The 18538-nt window shown below is 30.0% G+C and carries 21 protein-coding genes; 1 reads left to right on the forward strand and 20 read right to left on the reverse strand.

What is annotated here, in order from left to right:
* The first annotated feature begins 17 nt into the window (after window positions 1–17).
* Entirely contained in the window at window positions 18–1001 is a 984-nt protein-coding gene (locus DR024_RS14235; protein WP_027097395.1) for an alpha/beta hydrolase, read from the forward strand.
* 58 nt (window positions 1002–1059) lie between these two features.
* Here the strand turns inward: DR024_RS14235 and DR024_RS14240 are convergent, their stop codons facing one another.
* From DR024_RS14240 to DR024_RS14335, 20 genes are all read right to left on the reverse strand, one after another.
* Window positions 1060–1473 (reverse strand): DUF3592 domain-containing protein, encoded by a 414-nt coding sequence (locus DR024_RS14240; RefSeq protein WP_027097394.1) that lies wholly within the window; start codon window positions 1471–1473, stop codon window positions 1060–1062.
* Window positions 1474–1541: 68 nt separating this feature from the next.
* The gene (locus DR024_RS14245) at window positions 1542–2036 is read right to left on the reverse strand and encodes a flavin reductase family protein (protein ID WP_027097393.1); all 495 of its coding nucleotides are present in this window, start codon (window positions 2034–2036) and stop codon (window positions 1542–1544) included.
* 54 nt (window positions 2037–2090) lie between these two features.
* On the reverse strand, window positions 2091–2984 hold the full coding sequence (locus tag DR024_RS14250) for a tetratricopeptide repeat protein (protein WP_027097392.1): 894 nt from the start codon (window positions 2982–2984) through the stop codon (window positions 2091–2093).
* A 96-nt stretch (window positions 2985–3080) separates the two neighbouring features.
* A complete protein-coding gene (locus tag DR024_RS14255; RefSeq protein ID WP_055185253.1) occupies window positions 3081–3902 on the reverse strand; it encodes an energy-coupling factor transporter transmembrane component T family protein in 822 nt (273 codons plus the stop codon).
* A 4-nt stretch (window positions 3903–3906) separates the two neighbouring features.
* Window positions 3907–5616 carry an ABC transporter ATP-binding protein gene (locus DR024_RS14260; protein WP_027097390.1) on the reverse strand — a complete coding sequence of 570 codons (1710 nt, stop codon included), beginning with the start codon at window positions 5614–5616 and terminating at the stop codon, window positions 3907–3909.
* A 249-nt stretch (window positions 5617–5865) separates the two neighbouring features.
* Window positions 5866–6312 (reverse strand): GNAT family N-acetyltransferase, encoded by a 447-nt coding sequence (locus tag DR024_RS14265; RefSeq protein WP_055185215.1) that lies wholly within the window; start codon window positions 6310–6312, stop codon window positions 5866–5868.
* Between the two features lie 32 nt (window positions 6313–6344).
* The gene (locus DR024_RS14270) at window positions 6345–6749 is read right to left on the reverse strand and encodes a GNAT family N-acetyltransferase (protein ID WP_027097389.1); all 405 of its coding nucleotides are present in this window, start codon (window positions 6747–6749) and stop codon (window positions 6345–6347) included.
* A gap of 21 nt (window positions 6750–6770) precedes the next feature.
* Complete coding sequence (locus tag DR024_RS14275; protein WP_027097388.1) at window positions 6771–7451, reverse strand: HD domain-containing protein; 681 nt, start codon at window positions 7449–7451, stop codon at window positions 6771–6773.
* 234 nt (window positions 7452–7685) lie between these two features.
* Window positions 7686–8237, reverse strand: coding sequence for an ECF-type riboflavin transporter substrate-binding protein (locus tag DR024_RS14280; protein WP_111919042.1), 552 nt, complete (start codon window positions 8235–8237; stop codon window positions 7686–7688).
* A 94-nt stretch (window positions 8238–8331) separates the two neighbouring features.
* Window positions 8332–9126: an RnfABCDGE type electron transport complex subunit B gene (locus DR024_RS14285; protein WP_049180260.1), complete on the reverse strand. Its 795-nt coding sequence runs from the start codon at window positions 9124–9126 to the stop codon at window positions 8332–8334.
* Window positions 9127–9139: 13 nt separating this feature from the next.
* Window positions 9140–9718 carry an electron transport complex protein RnfA gene (locus DR024_RS14290; protein WP_027097385.1) on the reverse strand — a complete coding sequence of 193 codons (579 nt, stop codon included), beginning with the start codon at window positions 9716–9718 and terminating at the stop codon, window positions 9140–9142.
* A 19-nt stretch (window positions 9719–9737) separates the two neighbouring features.
* A complete protein-coding gene (locus DR024_RS14295) occupies window positions 9738–10424 on the reverse strand; it encodes an RnfABCDGE type electron transport complex subunit E (RefSeq protein ID WP_027097384.1) in 687 nt (228 codons plus the stop codon).
* Window positions 10425–10446: 22 nt separating this feature from the next.
* Entirely contained in the window at window positions 10447–11058 is a 612-nt protein-coding gene (locus tag DR024_RS14300; protein WP_027097383.1) for an RnfABCDGE type electron transport complex subunit G, read from the reverse strand.
* A 2-nt stretch (window positions 11059–11060) separates the two neighbouring features.
* On the reverse strand, window positions 11061–11945 hold the full coding sequence (locus DR024_RS14305; protein WP_111919044.1) for an RnfABCDGE type electron transport complex subunit D: 885 nt from the start codon (window positions 11943–11945) through the stop codon (window positions 11061–11063).
* A 42-nt stretch (window positions 11946–11987) separates the two neighbouring features.
* Window positions 11988–13151, reverse strand: coding sequence for a 4Fe-4S dicluster domain-containing protein (locus DR024_RS14310; RefSeq protein WP_111919046.1), 1164 nt, complete (start codon window positions 13149–13151; stop codon window positions 11988–11990).
* Between the two features lie 282 nt (window positions 13152–13433).
* Entirely contained in the window at window positions 13434–14198 is a 765-nt protein-coding gene (locus DR024_RS14315) for a DUF4097 family beta strand repeat-containing protein (protein WP_111919048.1), read from the reverse strand.
* A gap of 161 nt (window positions 14199–14359) precedes the next feature.
* Entirely contained in the window at window positions 14360–14653 is a 294-nt protein-coding gene (locus DR024_RS14320) for a nitrous oxide-stimulated promoter family protein (protein WP_111919050.1), read from the reverse strand.
* Window positions 14646–15041 carry a YbaN family protein gene (locus DR024_RS14325; RefSeq protein WP_111919092.1) on the reverse strand — a complete coding sequence of 132 codons (396 nt, stop codon included), beginning with the start codon at window positions 15039–15041 and terminating at the stop codon, window positions 14646–14648. The genes DR024_RS14320 and DR024_RS14325 overlap by 8 nt, the downstream gene beginning before the upstream one ends.
* Window positions 15042–15095: 54 nt before the next feature.
* Window positions 15096–16766 (reverse strand): thiol reductant ABC exporter subunit CydC, encoded by a 1671-nt coding sequence (cydC, locus tag DR024_RS14330; RefSeq protein WP_111919052.1) that lies wholly within the window; start codon window positions 16764–16766, stop codon window positions 15096–15098.
* Window positions 16766–18505 carry an ABC transporter ATP-binding protein/permease gene (locus DR024_RS14335; RefSeq protein ID WP_111919054.1) on the reverse strand — a complete coding sequence of 580 codons (1740 nt, stop codon included), beginning with the start codon at window positions 18503–18505 and terminating at the stop codon, window positions 16766–16768. The genes cydC and DR024_RS14335 overlap by 1 nt, the downstream gene beginning before the upstream one ends.
* Window positions 18506–18538 lie beyond the last annotated feature (33 nt).

Consider the following 18538-nt stretch of genomic DNA (forward strand, 5'->3'; position numbering starts at 1 on the left):
TAAAGGGGAGATACATAATGAAAAAATTTTTTAAATACTTTTTTTTAATTTTATTAGTAATAACTATAACAGCTGGCTTTGTCTTTAGAAATAAACTCTCTCTTTGCATAAATATAGTAAGTAAATTTACTAATGCCAAAGAATCTCTTGCAACAATAGATACAGTAGCAAGCTATAACGATATAAAATGGATGAGTGATTCAGATTCAGAAAAGGTTATTTATAAATCTACAAATAATAAACCACTAACTTTAGACATATATAAATCTAAAAAAGAAAGCAAGAAATCCTCTCCTGTAATTATTTATGTACATGGTGGAAGTTGGGTATATGGTACTGACAGTATCCCTCAAGCACTCTCCCCTATACTTGATATTTTCAGGGAAGAAGGTTATACAATCATAAGTGTATCTTATGAAATGTCACATAATAGCATTGACTTTAAGAAACAAATTTCCGATGTTAAAGATGCAATAAGATGGGTGTACAAAAATAGTAATGCTTATAATTTAAATACTAATGAAATTGGATTAATGGGAATATCTGCTGGTGCTCACTTGTCCCTAATTGCTGCGTATTCAGAGAATGATGCATTTATAGATAGTCCTGATTTGGCTGAGTACCCAAGTAGGGTAAAATATCTTCTAGACTGCTTTGGTCCAACAGACCTTTCAACTTTATATCCATCAAATATTGACTCTAATTTAGCAAAGGTATTTAATTCAATAGAAAACAAAGAAGAACTAATAAAAAAATATAGCCCTATAAACTATCTAAAAAAGGGCTTGCCTAAAACAATGATAATACATAGTAAGGTTGATTCCTTAGTTCCATACTCTAACTCTGAGACTCTATATACAGAAAGTAAAAAGCTTGGAAACCCTGTTGAGCTGGTAACTCTTGACTATTTAGGACATGATTTATCTAACTTTACTACTGAAGATGGTAAAAAAATAGCCTTAAACATTTTAAAATTCGTTGTATTTAATTCACCTTTGTAATATTTAGTATACAAAAAAATAAAGACTCAGATATTCCACTCTGAGTCTTTTGATAGTATTAAATTATTATTAATACTATAGCAAATACTAATAACATAATAGATAAACTAATCAATATAATTGGTAGTTTTAATGTATTTGGATAATCATTAACCTCAAAACCTTTTGGGTCATTTGAAGGATATACTATATTAATAAAATCCCCCTCTTTATAAATTGGTGGATTACTTCCTTCATCGCATACTGCTTGTAATTTTAATCCATCCTCTGTCTCAAATTCTATAACAGGCCTATAAACTGTAATTTCAATTATTTGATCAAAGGAATCTACTGTATGATCTATAAATTTTTCATTTCTAATTACTCTTCCTACAGCTTTTACTCCATACTTTTCAAGTATTACCTTAGAATAGAACATCCATAAGCCACCGGCTAATAATATAAGGCTTATAACCACTAATAATATAAACATAATTATGGAAAGAGCCTCCTTTATATACTTTTAGTACATAATATGAGAGGCTCTCTATAAATGTTATTCTAGTATTCTTCTACTATTTCTCCAAAATAAAGAACATGCTTTGCATCCTTTGAATAAACTGCTTTAACAATGTCCTTATCCATATTCTCTAAATCTATTTCTTGCTTATAAACGATCTTACATTCAAAATATCTATCACACCCTTCTACTACTGGTGTTTTAACAGATCTTGAATCAATAAATTTAATATTAGCTTCCTTTTCTTTATCTATATCTCTTCCTGATTTAGTGCCACAGATAGTTAGTGCTTCCTTTTTACTTCCTCTTTCAGGAACACTAATTGTATATGTTTCTCCTAAATCTAAAAATTCATTTGTGTATCTATTAGTTCTTATTAAAGCCATAAACATTGGCTTTCTCCACATATACCCTATGCTTCCCCAGCTTATAGTCATAGTATTAGCTTTAGCTTTATCTCCCGCTGTAAAAAATGCCCCTTCTAAATAAATATTATCCATTACATTTTCAATATTTTCTGTAAACTTATCTATCATTTTTAACACTCCCCAAGTTTTTTCTATTCTTATAATATCATATATTTACCAAAATTAAATCTTATCCCAAATTTCTTCTAATTCTTTATCCTTCTTAGAATATTCTATAAAGAAGGAATTAAGTTCTATGCTCTTTTTTACATCCTTCAAAGAATTTTCATAATTCTTTAAATTTATGTAATTACACCCTCTGTTATAATAAAGAAAAGCCTCTTCATTAAATTCTAATCCCTTATTTAATATTTCTATTGCCTTTTTATAGTTTTTCTCTTCCTTATATGTTACTGCTAAATTTAAAAAACTATAGGGATAAAAAGGATTTGATTTAATTGATTCAAAATAGTATTTTCTAGCCTCTCCTACGTTTCCTAATTTATTAAGTACTACTCCTACATTAAATAACACTCTAAATTGTCTATTATCTATTTCTAAAGCCTTTTTTAGATATTCTAAAGCTTCCTTATTCTTATTTTCCTCTTCTAAAATACATCCAATATTAGCATATGCCCAAAGTTCATTAGGGTTTATCTCTATTGCCTTTTTATAATTTTCTATAGCCTCCTGCTTTTTTCCAATCTCATCTAGTATGTTAGCTAAGAAAAAATACGCCTTATCATATCTTGGATTTAACTCTATTGCTTCTTTATAGTACTTAATAGCTTTTTCATATTCTTCATTTTCATCGTACAATACTCCAAGACCATAATATGCACTAGCTTCTCCTTTATCTATCTCAATAACTTCTTTATATTTCTTTTCGGCTAAATCCTTAAAACCAAGTTCATCATATAAAAGCGCCATATCTAGTAATAAGTCTATATCCCCTTTTCCTATTGGAAGACTGTACGCTTTCTTATAAAACTTAAGTGCCTTTAAGTTATCCCCATCAATCTTGGAGTTTCTTGCTATATTTATATAATTATCAAAAAGATAATTCTTATTTTCCATGTAAAATCCTCCACAAATTTATATAATTTAATATACAACAATAAAGAGGTTGTTGCAAAATAATTAATTATTTGCAACAACCTCTCAACTCTCTTATTAAATAAAAGGATTATAAAATCGCTTATCTGGATTATTTAGTGTAATTACTAAGGATACTATAAACAGGATAATCATAAAAGCAATTGCTATATAATCTCCGTTTTCAAATTTTCTACCACTATACCATGTCCTTTTCTTCTTATTACCAAAGGCTCTAAGTTCCATTGCACAACTTACAGTTTCTATTCTCTCTAAACTAGAAAAAATTAAAGGCATAAGAATTGTAGACATATTCTTTACTCTCTTTATTAACTTTTCCTTTTTTGACATATCTACTCCCCTTGCTTGCTGAGCAAAGGAAATCTCCATATAATCTCTTTGTACATCTGGTATATATCTTAATGCAATTGAAACAGAATAAGCTATTTTATAACTTACCCCAATCCTATTTAAGGATGCTGCAAACTCACTTGGATTTGTAGCTACCATAAATAATAATGCCATAGGAATTATTGAAAAATATTTTAAAGTAACGTTAAATTGATAGAAAACTTGTTCCAAAGTAACATTATAGTTTCCTACAAGGTGAAATAAATCTGTCCTTGATTTATAAATTTCAACCCCTTCATAGGGTGAAAATATAAATATAGCTATATTATTGATTAATAAAAATATCAATATAAAATATAATACAAATGAAATATCCTTAAACTTCACCTTCGATATTTTAAAGAATACTATGCTTAATATGAACATTAATATCAACACCCTTGTGTCGTAGGTAACCATTGCTGTTATAGCCCAGATTATTAATGCTATAAGCTTAGTTGCACCAGTTAACTTATGTATAGGTGACTTTAAATCCGTATATTCAAGCATTGCATTATTCACTTTCTCGAGTCCTCCTATCATAGTCAATGAACTTATTTACAAATTCTCTTGGATTAGCTAAATTTGCTTTTAAAGCAAGCTGATACAGAGATGTTTCTTTCAAGTTTGCTCTTTCTATAACTTCATTATCAGTTAAAATACGAAAAGCTTTATCTTCTGCAATCTTCTCCCCATCTGATAAAACTATGGATCTATCTGTATATTCAAGCATAAGATGCATATCATGAGTTATCATAACTATAGTTACACCTTTTTTATTAAGCTCTTTTAAGAACTCCATTATTTCTGTATAATGCTTAAAATCTTGTCCTGCTGTAGGTTCATCTAATATTATTAATTCTGGGTTTAGTACTAATATAGATGCAATAGTTACTCTCTTCTTTTGCCCAAAGCTTAATGCAGATATAGGCCAATTTCTAAATTCATATAATCCACATATTTGCAAGGCTTCATATACTCTTCTCTTAGTTTCATCTTCTGAAATCCCTCTAATTTGTAATCCTAAAGCCACTTCATCAAATATCATGGTTTTAGATATCATTTGATTAGGATTTTGCATTACTAAACCTATTTTCTCTGCTCTTTCTTTTATAGTACTACTTTTAAGATTATTCCCTTCAAATAGTATTTCTCCTGATGTTGGGCGATAGAAACCACAAATAAGTCTAGATATAGTTGATTTACCTGCTCCATTTCTACCAACTATGCTTACCATCTCACCCTTGTTAATTTTAAAAGAAACATCCTTTAAAACCTTTTTATTTTTAGAGTATTCAAAATTAACATTCTTTAACTCTAGTAAAGGTGTCACAAATTCTTTAACTTCTTCATTAACTACTCCATCAGCCCATGATTTAAGAGCCCCACTTAAGGAATTTAAGTTAATTTCATCTATATTTTCTAAATTCATATCTTCATCTAGTTTACAACCTGCATATTTTAATGCTGTTATATAAAGCGGTTCACGAATTCCACATTCTTTTAAAATTTCTGTAGCTAACAGTTCTCCTGGCGTAGTATCCTTTACTATTTCTCCATTGTTAACTACTATTACTCTATCTACATTTCTATATAAAACATCCTCAAGACGATGTTCTATAATCACTATAGTTTTATTACTATCATTTTTTATTTTATCTATAAGATCTATAGCATTCTTTCCTGTAGCAGGGTCAAGACTTGCAAGAGGTTCATCAAACAATAAGATATTAACCTCATCTACCATTACCCCTGCAAGAGAAACTCTTTGCTTTTGTCCACCTGATAAACGCTGAGGCGATGAATCTAAGTGAGTATCAATTCCTACTATTTTAGAAACTATGGTTACTTTCTCCTTCATTATGTCTACATCTACACAATTATTTTCTAGCTTAAAAGCTATGTCTTCTGCAACTGTCAAACCTATAAATTGACTATCAGGATCCTGAAGCACAGTTCCAACTGAATTTGATATTTCTGCTATACTCATATCCCTTGTTTCTTTTCCATTTATCTTTAAACTTCCACTTATATCTCCTTCATATAAAAATGGTACTAATCCATTAATACAATTAGAAATAGTACTCTTTCCAGAACCAGATGGTCCAACAATAAGTACCTTCTCACCTTCATATATAGTTAAATTAATATTATTCAATGTTGGTTTAGCTTGAACTCTATATTGAAAGCTAAAATCTTTGAACTCTATTACTGGTTTCTTCATTCCATTCTCCTTTGTACATTTTGTCTATAATATTATATACTATTCGACAATATTTTCAAAAGAATTTTTCATTATATTTTTTATTTCAAAGCAATACTTATATATAACTAACACTCTACTTGTTTGATTTAATCAGTTGAAGTTACTCCTAAAATGGAATGTAGGTAGTGAGTTTCATTTTTGAATATATCATTTCTACAAATTCTTTTTTATCTCTAAATTTAATCTATTAGATAAATTGGAATTTGATTATTTCTCCATAATATAATTTTGTAGCACAACCCCACTTCTTTCCACATTCTGTTTCTTAATAACTTTGTATCCTCGTTTTTCAAAAAATGGCCTTGCCGTAATTGAAGCATGGGTACTTACTTTGCTCTCATTAAAATTGCATTCCAATTCGTCACAAATTGCAGTAGCAATACCTTGATTTTGATAATCCTTATGGACATATAATCTATCCAGATATCCTGTGAAATCTATATCACCAAAACCAACTATAATCCCATTTTCAACTGCGACAACTGAAAAATGTGATAATAAAGATTGATTCCATTTTTCTAAATCTACACTTCCCGTTGCCCATACATTTAACTGCTCCAAACTATAATCTTTTGCATTAATAGAATGTACCGTATTATAAAATAATTCCGCTAAATATTTACAATCTAATGCTTCATATCGTCTTATAAACATTTTTATCTCCTCTGCAAAATTTAAATAGGAATTTATCTAATATACCCAATCATATTCATATCCTCTAATTTCTTAAGATTGAATGATCTATAGAATTTATTATCTACTACGTCTTCTATATCAGTTACAACCATGAACATTCTTACTTCGGAATACTTTTTTATTATAGTTTTAAAAAGATATGTTCCAATTTTACGCTGTTGATATTCTGGCTCAACAATTAAATCCTGCACTATTAAAACATGCTCTCCATCTCCAACACATCTAATAAAACCAACAAGTTTACAATCATCAAATGCTCCTATAGTATATAATGAATTATCAAATGCTCTTATTAGTTTTTCATCATCTTTTAAATAAGCATTCCAAGATTCTTTTCTATAAATATCTTTTATAGCTTCAATCATTGATGAATTAATTTCCTTATAGTTAATCATTAAGATCCCCCCATTTAATTTCTATTCATATAATAATTGTATCATATGAAACTTTTCCCATTCTTCATTATTAAATAGTACCCTGGGATTTAAATTCATCTTTTTTGAAAAAGCCATTATTGCTTTAAAAACTTTTTCCATAAAATAAAATCCTTCTAATTCATTTTTATTAATCTTCTCATGGCAAATAAATTTGATTTCTATATTTTTATTATTAATTTCAATAAAGATATTTGTGATATACTGCAACTCCTTCATTCCTTTTACTTTATATCCTTCTTTAGCAACTCTAGTGTATTTTATATCTAGTTTGTCACTTAAAATGAGAGCTAAAGCAATAATATTATCACTATTAAATCCATCACTATGAATCTTTATAGCCTCTAAAACTAAATCTTTATTTTTTAATATAATATTATTTTTCTCAAAGTACTTTTTTGCAAATTCATAACTTCTTAATGAATGATTATTTTTTCCCTCTATTGCACCAGTATCATGTAATAAGGCTGCTATTTTAGCTTCTTCTATAAAGCTATCATCATAACCCAATTCACTAAGTAAGGACTCAACTAATTTAGCTACATTTTTAACATGATCAAGATTATGATGTGCCCATCCTTTATCTAGATCTTCATATTCAGAAATTTTATTATATACTTCAATTATTGTTTTATCATTTTTTATTTTTTCAAACCTTTTCAATACACTCTCCTAATTAGCGAAAAGTTAAAGATAACTTTCTTATCCTTTTACTACGCTTCCTCTCTACCAATATTTATATATTTATATATTTATATATTTATATATTTATATATTTATATATTTATATATTGTTATATTTATATTTTTCCTATAACTTCTTATCTTCTTACATAAAAAAGAAAGAAACTGCGAAAGCAGTCTCTTTCTCAACTTTTTTCATCTCTTTTATCTTATTTATTCTTTACTTAGGCTTCCCTTTTTAGTTCTTGTCTTTGAGTAAGCATAAATTAATAATGATCCTATTATCCCAACAGTAAGTCCATTTGAAACAAAAGCAACTGCTCCTTGAACAAATACTTTATTAGCTGGTTCTGCATAAGCAAGAACATCTAATCCTGGAGCTACTAAAAGCCAAGCTATAGCATTTCCTATTATTTGATAAATATTGAATCTAATAATATCCTTCTTATTAAATTCACCATCATTAATGCTTAATCTTTTGTATGCAAATCCAATTACTAATCCAACTACTGCTGAAGCTAAAATCCAGCTAAACCATGGTGATCCATATGTAGTTAAATCCTTTAATGTATGCCCTATAAATCCAATTGAAAAACCTGCAACAGGTCCATATAAAACTGCCATTAATGCTAGAAAGGCATATGCTGTTTCAATGCTTGTATTTGGTATACCTGTTGGAATTGCTCCAAACCTTCCAAGTATCATAAACACAGCAGCACCTATACCTATAGCTACAATTGTTTGTATTCCTAATCTTCTATTCATATAAATTCTCCCTTAGTTTTAATATATATATTTTTCATAATATTCTATATTTATATACACAAAGATAAAAAGCTGACTTATGTCAGCTTTTTAATTAATTTTCTAAGAATGAAATTGCCTTAGTTGGACATTTAGTTGTACAAATCTTACAGTTAACACAGTTTTCATAATCAACCTTAGCTAAGAATCCATCAACCTTAACTGCACCCTTTGGACAATTCTTTTCACAAATTTTACATCCAATACATCCAGCTGAGCAAGCATTTCTTACATCCTTACCAGCATCTTGTGAGTTACAAGCAACTCTTACCTTCTTATCATATGGAACAGCTTCAATTAGTCCCATTGGACAAATATCTATACATGCTCCACACATTGTACATTTTTCTTTATCAACCTTTGCAATACCATCTACTATATGTAAAGCGTCAAACTCACATACATTAACGCAACTTGCAAGTCCTAAGCATCCATATGAACACTTCTTAGCACCACCACCTACTAAAAGAGAAGCTTCTAGACAGTTGGTTACACCTTCATATTCATAATTTTGTTTAGCTTTTTCACAGTTACCAGCACACTTAACAAATGCTGTCATTTTAGCTCCAGTTTCAACTGAAACCCCTAAAACTTCACCTAATGCTTCTGCAACTGGCGCACCACCAACAGAACAAAGGTTAGGTTTTGCATCACCAGATGCAACTGCTTCTGCATAAGCGTCACATCCAGCATATCCACATCCACCACAGTTTGCACTTGGAAGACATTCTCTAAGCTTTGGAATCTTTGGATCAACCTTAACTTCAAACTTCTTTGAAGCAAATCCTAGTAATATACCAAAAACTAATCCTAAGGCACCTAAGCTAAGTGCTGCATATAATATACCCATCTATAAATACCTCCTAGTGAATTAATCCTTGGAAGCCTAAGAATGCTATAGCCATTAACCCTGCTGTAAATAGAGTTATTGGAAGACCTCTTAAAACTTCTGGTATATTCTTGTTGTTATCAATTCTTTCTCTAATGAATGATAATAAAACTATTGCAAGAGTGTAACCTGCAGCAGCTCCAATACCATTTACTAAAGCTTGTAATAAGTTATAGCTTTCTTGAATATTTAATGAAGCCATACCTAAAACTGCACAGTTTGTTGTAATAAGAGGAAGGTAAACACCAAGAGCCTTATGTAAGCTTGGCATCATCTTCTTCATTGCCATTTCTATAAATTGAACTAACGCAGCTATAACTAGTACGTTAGCTATAGTTGATAAATAATTTAACCCTAATGGATCTAAAATCTTATTGTAAACTAACCATGACATAACTGATGCCACTACCATAACTAGTGTAACAGCCATCCCCATACCAAAGGCAGCATCCTTCTTCTTAGAAACTCCTAAGAATGAACAAATACCAAGGAACTTTGATAGTACGAAGTTGTTTACTAGCATAGCACTAATAAAAATTAAAAATAAACTCATCTATCTTCTCCACCTTTACTTATTTTCTTGTAGAACATCCACCGTTTCCACATCCAGAACAGCTTCCGCATCCACCTGCTTGCATTTCTATAACTTGCTCGTTATTCTTCTTAGCTTTCTTGATCTTTCTATAGTTTAAGAAAGTAACTAGTCCACCTAATGTGAAGAAAGCACCTGGAGCAAGAATCATAATTGATGCTGGCTTATAACTTGCTGGCATTACTTGCATACCTAAAATTTGACCTGCACCTATTACTTCTCTAAATGCACCTATTAAGAAAAGAGCTACTGTAAATCCAAGTCCCATACCTATAGCATCAAAGATTGATGGTATTACTGGGTTCTTTGAAGCATAAGCTTCAGCTCTTCCTAATATTACACAGTTAACAACTATAAGTGGAATAAATATACCTAGTGACTTATATAATGCTGGAACATATCCATGCATTAACATATCAACTATTGTAACGAATGAAGCAATAACTACGATGTACGCAGGAATTCTTATCTTATCTGGTACAAACTTTCTTATTGCAGAAATCATCATATTAGAAAATATTAAAACTACTGTAGAAGCTAGTCCCATACCTAAGGCATTTTCTGCACTTGTTGTAACCGCTAAGGTTGGACACATAGCTAATACTTGAACAAAAATTGGATTTTCAGTAATTATACCGTTTTTTAGTCTTTCAATTAACTTGTTCATTTTTATCCTCCTTATCTTTAGGTTACTGAGTTGCACTAGTAGTAGAGTCTACTTCTTCCTTAGGTGCTACCTCTTCTCCCTTAATGTTTTCTTTATAGAATCTTATTGCGTCATTTACTGCAGTAGCTACTGCTTTTGAAGATACAGAAGCTCCTGACACACCTTCAACTTGATTATCCTTTGATGGAGTTACCTTAACTATTTCTATATCTTCAGCAATTGGTAAATCCTTTATTCTTTCCATAAAAGCAGGTTCAGTAATTTTAGCTCCAAGACCTGGTGTTTCAGAGTGAGCTAAAACCTTCATACCAGTAACCTTATCTTCGCTTGAAATAGCAATAACTAATTCTACAGGTCCATGGAACCCTTTTGTTGTTACCTTAAATACATTACCTACTTTATTACCACTTCCATCTAATGCATCATATACTTCATTAATAGTTTCATTTGTTTCTACCCCTTCAGTATCAGCAATTGATGAAGCAGCAGGTAATATAACCTTTAAATCTTCTTTACTAACCTTTGAATTTTCTAAGATGGCTTCAGCAGTTAACGAGTTAGCAAAACCTAAAAGTAAACCAGCTATTACTGTAATAGTTAATAAAATACCACCTAATTTTAAGTTTTCTTTCATTATTAAGCCACCTCCTTCTTAAACTTCTTAGTAGTGAAATATTCAATCATTGGAACTACTAAGTTCATTATAATGATTGCATAGTATGGTCCTTCTGGGTTATATCCAAGTACAGATATAACTGATGCTGTAACACCAAGACCTATACCAAATATGTATTGACCAACTCTAGTCATTGGTGAAGTTGCATAATCACTTGCCATAAATATTGCTGCAAAGAAGAATGCCCCTGAAAGTAATCCTTCCTTACCTAAGTAAAGGTTCATAGCATAACCTGAAACTAAGAAAGCAAGTGGAGCTCTTAAGCTTATTCTTCCTCTTAAAGCAAGGTATAAAGCTCCTACAGCTATAGCTAAAATAGAAGTTTCTCCAATGCTTCCTGAAGCTTGACCAATTATTTGATCCATTAAAGTAACAGTTTCTTCAACAACCTCTGATGCTGCTGCAACTGTATCTACTACAGGTTTTGCCATTACTCCTGCCCATGAAGCTATTAAGAAAGCCTTAGCAGCTGCTACTGGATGCATGAAGTTTTGACCAAGTCCACCAAAGAATTGCTTAACTACAATAATAGCAAAAATTGAAGCTATAACTGGTATCCATAATGGAACATGTGTTGGTAATATAAGCCCCATCATTAATCCTGTAACTATTGGGCTCAAATCTGTTAAAAAACTAGTCTTCTTAACAAACTTGTTCCATAACATTTCTATAACTAATGCTGATAAAGTTGATGCAACTAATATTTTAACTGCATCTTTTCCATAAAAATATATTCCTGCACCTGCTGCTGGAAGTAATGCAATAATCATATCAATCATTATCTTGTTGACAGTATTATTACTTCTTATATGTGGAGCAGGTGAAATATTAATTTTTCTCTCCAAAATGTTCACTCCTTATCTTTTTTCTTTAGGAAATCCAAACTTTTACTTTATAAAAGCCTTTGCAGTAACAATTTTGTTTGCTACCTCTATCTTAGACGGACATACATAACTACATAAACCACACTCTATGCACTTATTTCCTCCAAACTTTAAGAACTCTTCTTTCTCTCCTCTTTCCCAAAGCTCCATAAGCTTTATTGGATTTAGCCCTTCAGGACAAGCTCTTAAACATTTTGCACATCTGATACATGGTGATTCAGTTGCCTTTGTAGCATCCTTTGTATTTAAGAAAAGTATAGCCTTAGCATTGTAAGATATTGCTGAATCCTCACTAAATTGAGGTACACCTCTTAATGCTCCACCTACAACTATCTTACCTAATTCTTCTTTACTTCCACCTAATTTTTCTAAAACTTCATCTAAAGTAGTACCTAGTTTAACCTTAAGTAAAACATTTTCTTTAATAGCAGAACCTGAAACAACAACATACTCATCTAAGTGAGGTTGTCCACTTAAGAAGCATTCTCCAAGATATACTAATGTTAAAATATCTTCAACTATAACCTCTTCATTTTTCACGTCTTTACCAAAGAATTTAGAAATAAGTTCTTCTCTCTTTAACTCAATTGTCTTCTTTGACACACTCTTACTATCAGCTTTCTTTATTTCTAAAGATACAAATAGCTTGTTTAAAACTTCTAAAGCTTTGTTTATTTCCTTTTCCTTAGCGTTTAAAAGATCATAATAAGCTATATTTGATTCATAGCTAAAACTCTTAACTAATAGCTTATTTCCACTAAAAGCTCTGTACTTTAATGATAAAGGTACTCCAGCTTCGTCTAATAAACCAAACTCTTGAATCTTATTTAATATTTCCTCTTTTGATAAAGAGTTAATATTAACTTCCTTTTCTTCAAGTTTAGTATTTTCTTTTACTTCAACAACTACTGCTTTTGACTTTTTACCATCAGTATTATAAGTATCTCTTATTTCTAGAACACTTCCATTAACTGAGCTTAAAACAGGTATTGATAAATCTTCTTTTTCTTTACCAATTACACTACCTACAACTACTTCATCTCCCTTTTTAACTAGGGCTGTAGTATTAACTCCCTTTCCTTCTAAATAGAATACACATTGTTTAGTTGGATAAAGGGACTCTTCCTTTGATATTTTAGTCTGTTTAATTAAATTAAATAAACTCATATAAGTCCTCCTATTTTATAATTAACTTGAAACAAAGCTTTACATTTAAATTTTCGACTTCATTCTGCTTTATAGTAGTCCATTTGTCATTTTATCATCTTATATAGTACTTAACAACTCATTGTTTTATATTTAACATATATTTTTTAAAATTATTTTATTAAAAAATTAAAAAAGATGTCTTAGAACATAGCTCTAAGGCACCTTTTCTTAAACTCTAATATTTCGAATCTACTATATTGTAATTTTTCCCACTTAGTCTTTGTTATATAATTAACCATATTAATTGTATATTCTAATACTTCCTACCCCAACACTTATATCGAAAATATAGTCACCATTACCAGAGATAACTGCTTCATTTTCTATTGATCCTAATCCTGATTCTGATTTAATACTTATTGGTGAATTCTTTGGTATCTTAATATTAGAACTACCAACTCCACCATCATATATTAAATCTCCTCCGACCTTCTTTATGACCACATTTACCTCTCCAACGCCTCCATTTATATCAATGTCTCCACTTCTATCTCCTGTCTCTATATTAACTTGCCCTACTCCACTATCTAAGTCTAAGCGATTAAAACATATATTAGATAATGTTAATTTTCCGGCTCCACCATCTATATTAATATCTTTTAAGTCTAGGTTATTAATATCGGCTTTTCCTGCCCCTTGATTAAAATCTAAATTCCCATTAAAAGTTTTTGGTATCATTATATCTAACTTTGTATGTTCAATATTAACACCTATATTTTTCTTACTTTCTTCCTTTATATATAATGTATTCCCTCTTTTGTTAATTTCAAGACCTTTGCTATAATCTCCAAGTTCACCTTTTACCTTTACTTCGCTTCCATCATATGCGTATAAATTAATTTCTGATGCTCCACTTTCAATGCGTATTTCTTCAACCCCAGAAATAGATTCTGTTTTATCAATTTTTGTTATAGTAGAGTTCACATCTTTATCATTAGAATTATTGCACCCTATAAAGAAGACACCTAACATTATGGATGCTAAATAAAAACTTATTTTTTTCATAACTTCACCTCTCAGTATACATTATATCCCAATATACTCCTTTTACTTTCTTAAAAAAACCTTATTTTTATTTATAATATCAAAAAAACTATACAAAATTTCTGTATAGTTTCTCGTTCACTTGTACTTGATTTTCATTATCAGTTATTCCTCTAAAAAAATCACTTGAATATATGTCTAATATACTCAAATGGTCTATATATTAGAAGTCTTGGTCCTGAAAATCTCATTACCTTTTTTATTTTTTCCTTCATATCCTTCTTATAGCAATGAATTGGACATTTACTACAAGATGATTTTTTATCTCCAAACTTGCAAAAACTCAATCTTTTATGAGCATATTCTAAAAGTTCCTTACAATCATGGCAAAGTTCATCCTTACACTTATGATTTTTTTCACAGTAAAGCCTAATCATTAATTCTACAATTTCTTTTTCCTTTTCTACTCTACTCATTTACATTCTCTCCTACAACTTTAATAGTCTTAATTTTAAATGTAAAATAATATAACTTGAGCAATATAACTACTGCCATTGCAATTCTTGCATGAAGATTATTTACAAAATACATAGCTGTAAGAATCATAGTATCTGCAAATAGTAATATACATACCTTTTGTTTTAAAGTCATAGCCCTATTATTCACAAAATTCTCTAAGTGCTTTTTGTATATTTTTGTTTCTTTAAACCACCTATCAAATTTGTCAGAACCCCTAACAAAACAAAATGATGCTAATAATAGAAATGGTGTTGTAGGTAATACTGGCAATATCACTCCAATTGCCCCTAATCCAAAAGATATTAATCCAACAATTATATAAAGCGATTTCTTTATCTTATTCATATCTATTTTTCCTTGAAGCCTAGACTCCCCCCTAGGCTTCAAGGATCCTCCTTATTAAATTACTTCAGTTAACTTTTTATTTTCTAACTTTAAAGTTCTATTACATATAGAAGTTGTTGAGTTTCTATGTGTAATTAATATTATTGTTTTATCCTTGCAATTTTCCTTAATTGCCTTTAATATAGCCCCTTCATTTAATGTATCTAAGTTACTTGTTGGCTCATCAAGAATCATTATTTCACTATCCCTTAAGAAAGCTCTAGCTAGTCCAATTCTTTGTTTTTCACCAGATGATAAATTACCACCTAACTCTCCAACCTTAGTTTCATATCCATTAGGTAGAGTTTCTATAAACTCATGTATTGATGCCTTCTTAGCTGCTTCTATTACTTCATCTCTCGTTGCATCTAATTTAGCTACCTTAATGTTATCTTCAATTGTTTCGTTGAAAAGATAAGTTTCTTGGCTCATTAGTGCCTCTACTTTTCTAAGACCATATGTTGAAATCTCTTTAACATTCTTATCTCCTATAGATATTTCTCCACTATTTACATAGAAGAATCTCATAAGGAGCTTAACTAGTGTACTCTTACCACTTCCACTTTCACCAATTATAGCTACCTTATCTCCCTTTTTTATCTTTAAGTTAATATCTTTTAGTATTTCTTCTCTTCCTTCATAACCAAAGTTAACATCCTTATAAGAAATATCTACATTACTAACTTCTTCTTTTCCATCAACATCTTGAACTACTGCTTCCTCATCTAAAAGATTAAATAATCTATCTGCTGAAGCAAATGTTTGTAAAAGGTTATTTGAAAGGTTACTTAAAGCAACAACTGGTCCAAATGATGATGCCAGTATAAATACAGAAAGTATATATTGATCCATTGGAAGTGTTCCATTTTGAACAAAATCTCCACCTACAAATACAAAGGTTAAAATTGCTATCATTATTGTTGTATCCGATAATGCTCTAATAAGTCCTTCATGATACTTAATTTTCTTTTGTTTTGTATTTAGAAGTTTAGAACTTTTACTTATTTCTTCTCCTCTTTCTTCTGAAACCTTATATATAAGTACTTCCTTTAATCCTCTTAAAGAATCTAAAAGATATGAATTAGCTTCTCCGAAAGCTTTTCTGTATTCTTCTCCAGCTTTCTTTCCATACTTTGAAGTAAAATATGGTATACAAAAACCTACTATAAAGAAGAATACTCCTCCTAGTATACCTAGTGTTAAGTTAATCCAACAAAGTACTATTGTAATTATTATATTAGTTATTATTGCAATTGATATTGGTGCAATAGTGTGAGCATAAAAAACTTCTAAAAGTTCAATATCAGCTGTAATTAAGGATACTAAATTTCCTTTACCCATTCTTTCAAGTTTTGCAGGTGCAAGCTTTCTTAGCTTAGTAAAAACCTTATCCCTTAAGATAACTAATATTTTAAATGCAATATAGTGCCCTGAAAGTTGCTCTATATATCTAAGTGGCCCTCTTAAAAGAGCAAATATAATCATTATCCAAATAGCAGTTTTCATTGCTACTCCTAAGGTACTTCCAACCATTTCTCCTATAGCAACTGCACCAAACGATGTGATTCCAATAGCTGCTAAAAACCCAAGTACACCAAAAGTTATAGTTATAAACATAAAAGGTAGTAATGGCTTTAATTCAAGAATAAGCCTACTCATTATTTTAAATCCTGATCTTCTTTCCATTACATCACGCCCTTTCCTTCTAGTTCTTCTTGCATTGATACAAGATTAAAGTATTTATTCTTTTTATTCATAAGTTCTTCATGATTTCCCTCTTCAACTAAGTTACCTTTATCTAAAAGATAAATCCTATCTGCATTCTTAACATTAGCTAATCTATGAGATATAACTATTAATGTCTTATTATTTCTTAGTTTCTCTACTGAGTTCCAAATCATTTCTTCACTTTCAACATCAATATTTGAAGTTGCTTCATCTAAAATAAGTATTTCTCTATCAGACAGTATTGCACGAGCAAATGCTAATCTTTGCTTTTGGCCTCCAGATAAAAGAGCCCCACCCTCTCCTACTTGTGTATCTAATCCATTATCTAATGAATCTACAAATTCTTTTAAGTTAGCTACTTCTAATGCTCCATTAATTTCTTCAACTGTAGCATCCTTTTTCCCTATTAATAGATTATCTTTTATACTTCCATTAAATATGAAACTATTTGTAGATATAATAACCATCTTTTCATATAAATCCTTCAATGGAATTCTATTTATATCAATCCCATTAACTTTAATACTTCCTTCATTAACTTTAAATGTATTTAAAAGTAGTGATGCTATGGTACTCTTACCACTTCCACTTTCCCCTACAATAGCAGTAAACTTATCCTTCTCAAACTTCATTGAAACATTATTTATTACATTTCTTTCACCATCATAGCTAAATGTTATATTATCTACTTCTATATCAGCTTTATGGTTTAATTCTTTAGTAAAATCTTCTTTTCTTTCTTCTAATTCATCAGAATCTAATAATTTAAAGATTCTATCACAAGCTGCCATACCATTCATTGCTATATGGAAAAATGATCCCAAAAGTCTTAATGGTATAAAGAATTCGGAAGATAAAAGTATTATAATTATTGTTCCAGCTAAAGTAACTTGTCCATTATAAAATGCATTTAGGGTTATAATGCTTCCTAATGCTGCACCACCAAAAGCAACTAAATCCATAACATTTATAGAATTAAGCTGCATACTTAAAACCTTCATAGTTATTCTTCTAAAGTTTTCAGCCTCATCATTCATCTTCTTGTGTCTTTCTTCATCAATATTAAATACCTTTAAAGTTGTAAGACCTTGAAGATTTTCTAAAAAAGTATCGCCTAAGTTAGCATAGTTATTCCAGTAATCCTTAAGTATTCTTTTAGCTATTTTCATTATTGCAATAATTGAAACAGGTATTAAAGGAACACACACTAAGAAAACTATAGCTGCCTTTAATGATATAAATGAAAATAGTATAAATAATGTTATTGGTGCTAGTAATGCATAGAAGAATTGAGGTAAATATCTACCAAAATAAACTTCTAATTGCTCTACACCTTCAACAGCAACTTGCACTACTGAACTAGTTGATGTTACCTTATTATAATTAAGACCAATTCTTGTTAACTTTCCAAAAATCCAATCTCTAAGTTTTACCTTTACTCCTTCAGAAGCTTTGTGGGAAAAGTGACCGTAAGATAAATTAGCCGCTATTCTTATTAAAATTAGCATTCCTAAGATAATTAATCTCAAAGTATTATTTCCTAAGCTCTCCCCCGTAAAGAGTTTTCCTATAAAATCTCCAACAATTAATATAATTCCTATATTACATAAAAGAGAAATCCAATTTGCCAGTACAGTTAGTACTATATATTTTTTTGACTCTTCACAATAGTTTATAAGCCTTTTATTTATCATCATAAGCCTTCACCTCGTAGTTTAATTGATAATAGT

This window comes from Clostridium paraputrificum, from assembly GCF_900447045.1.
GTDB classification, from domain to species: Bacteria; Bacillota; Clostridia; order Clostridiales; family Clostridiaceae; genus Clostridium; species Clostridium paraputrificum.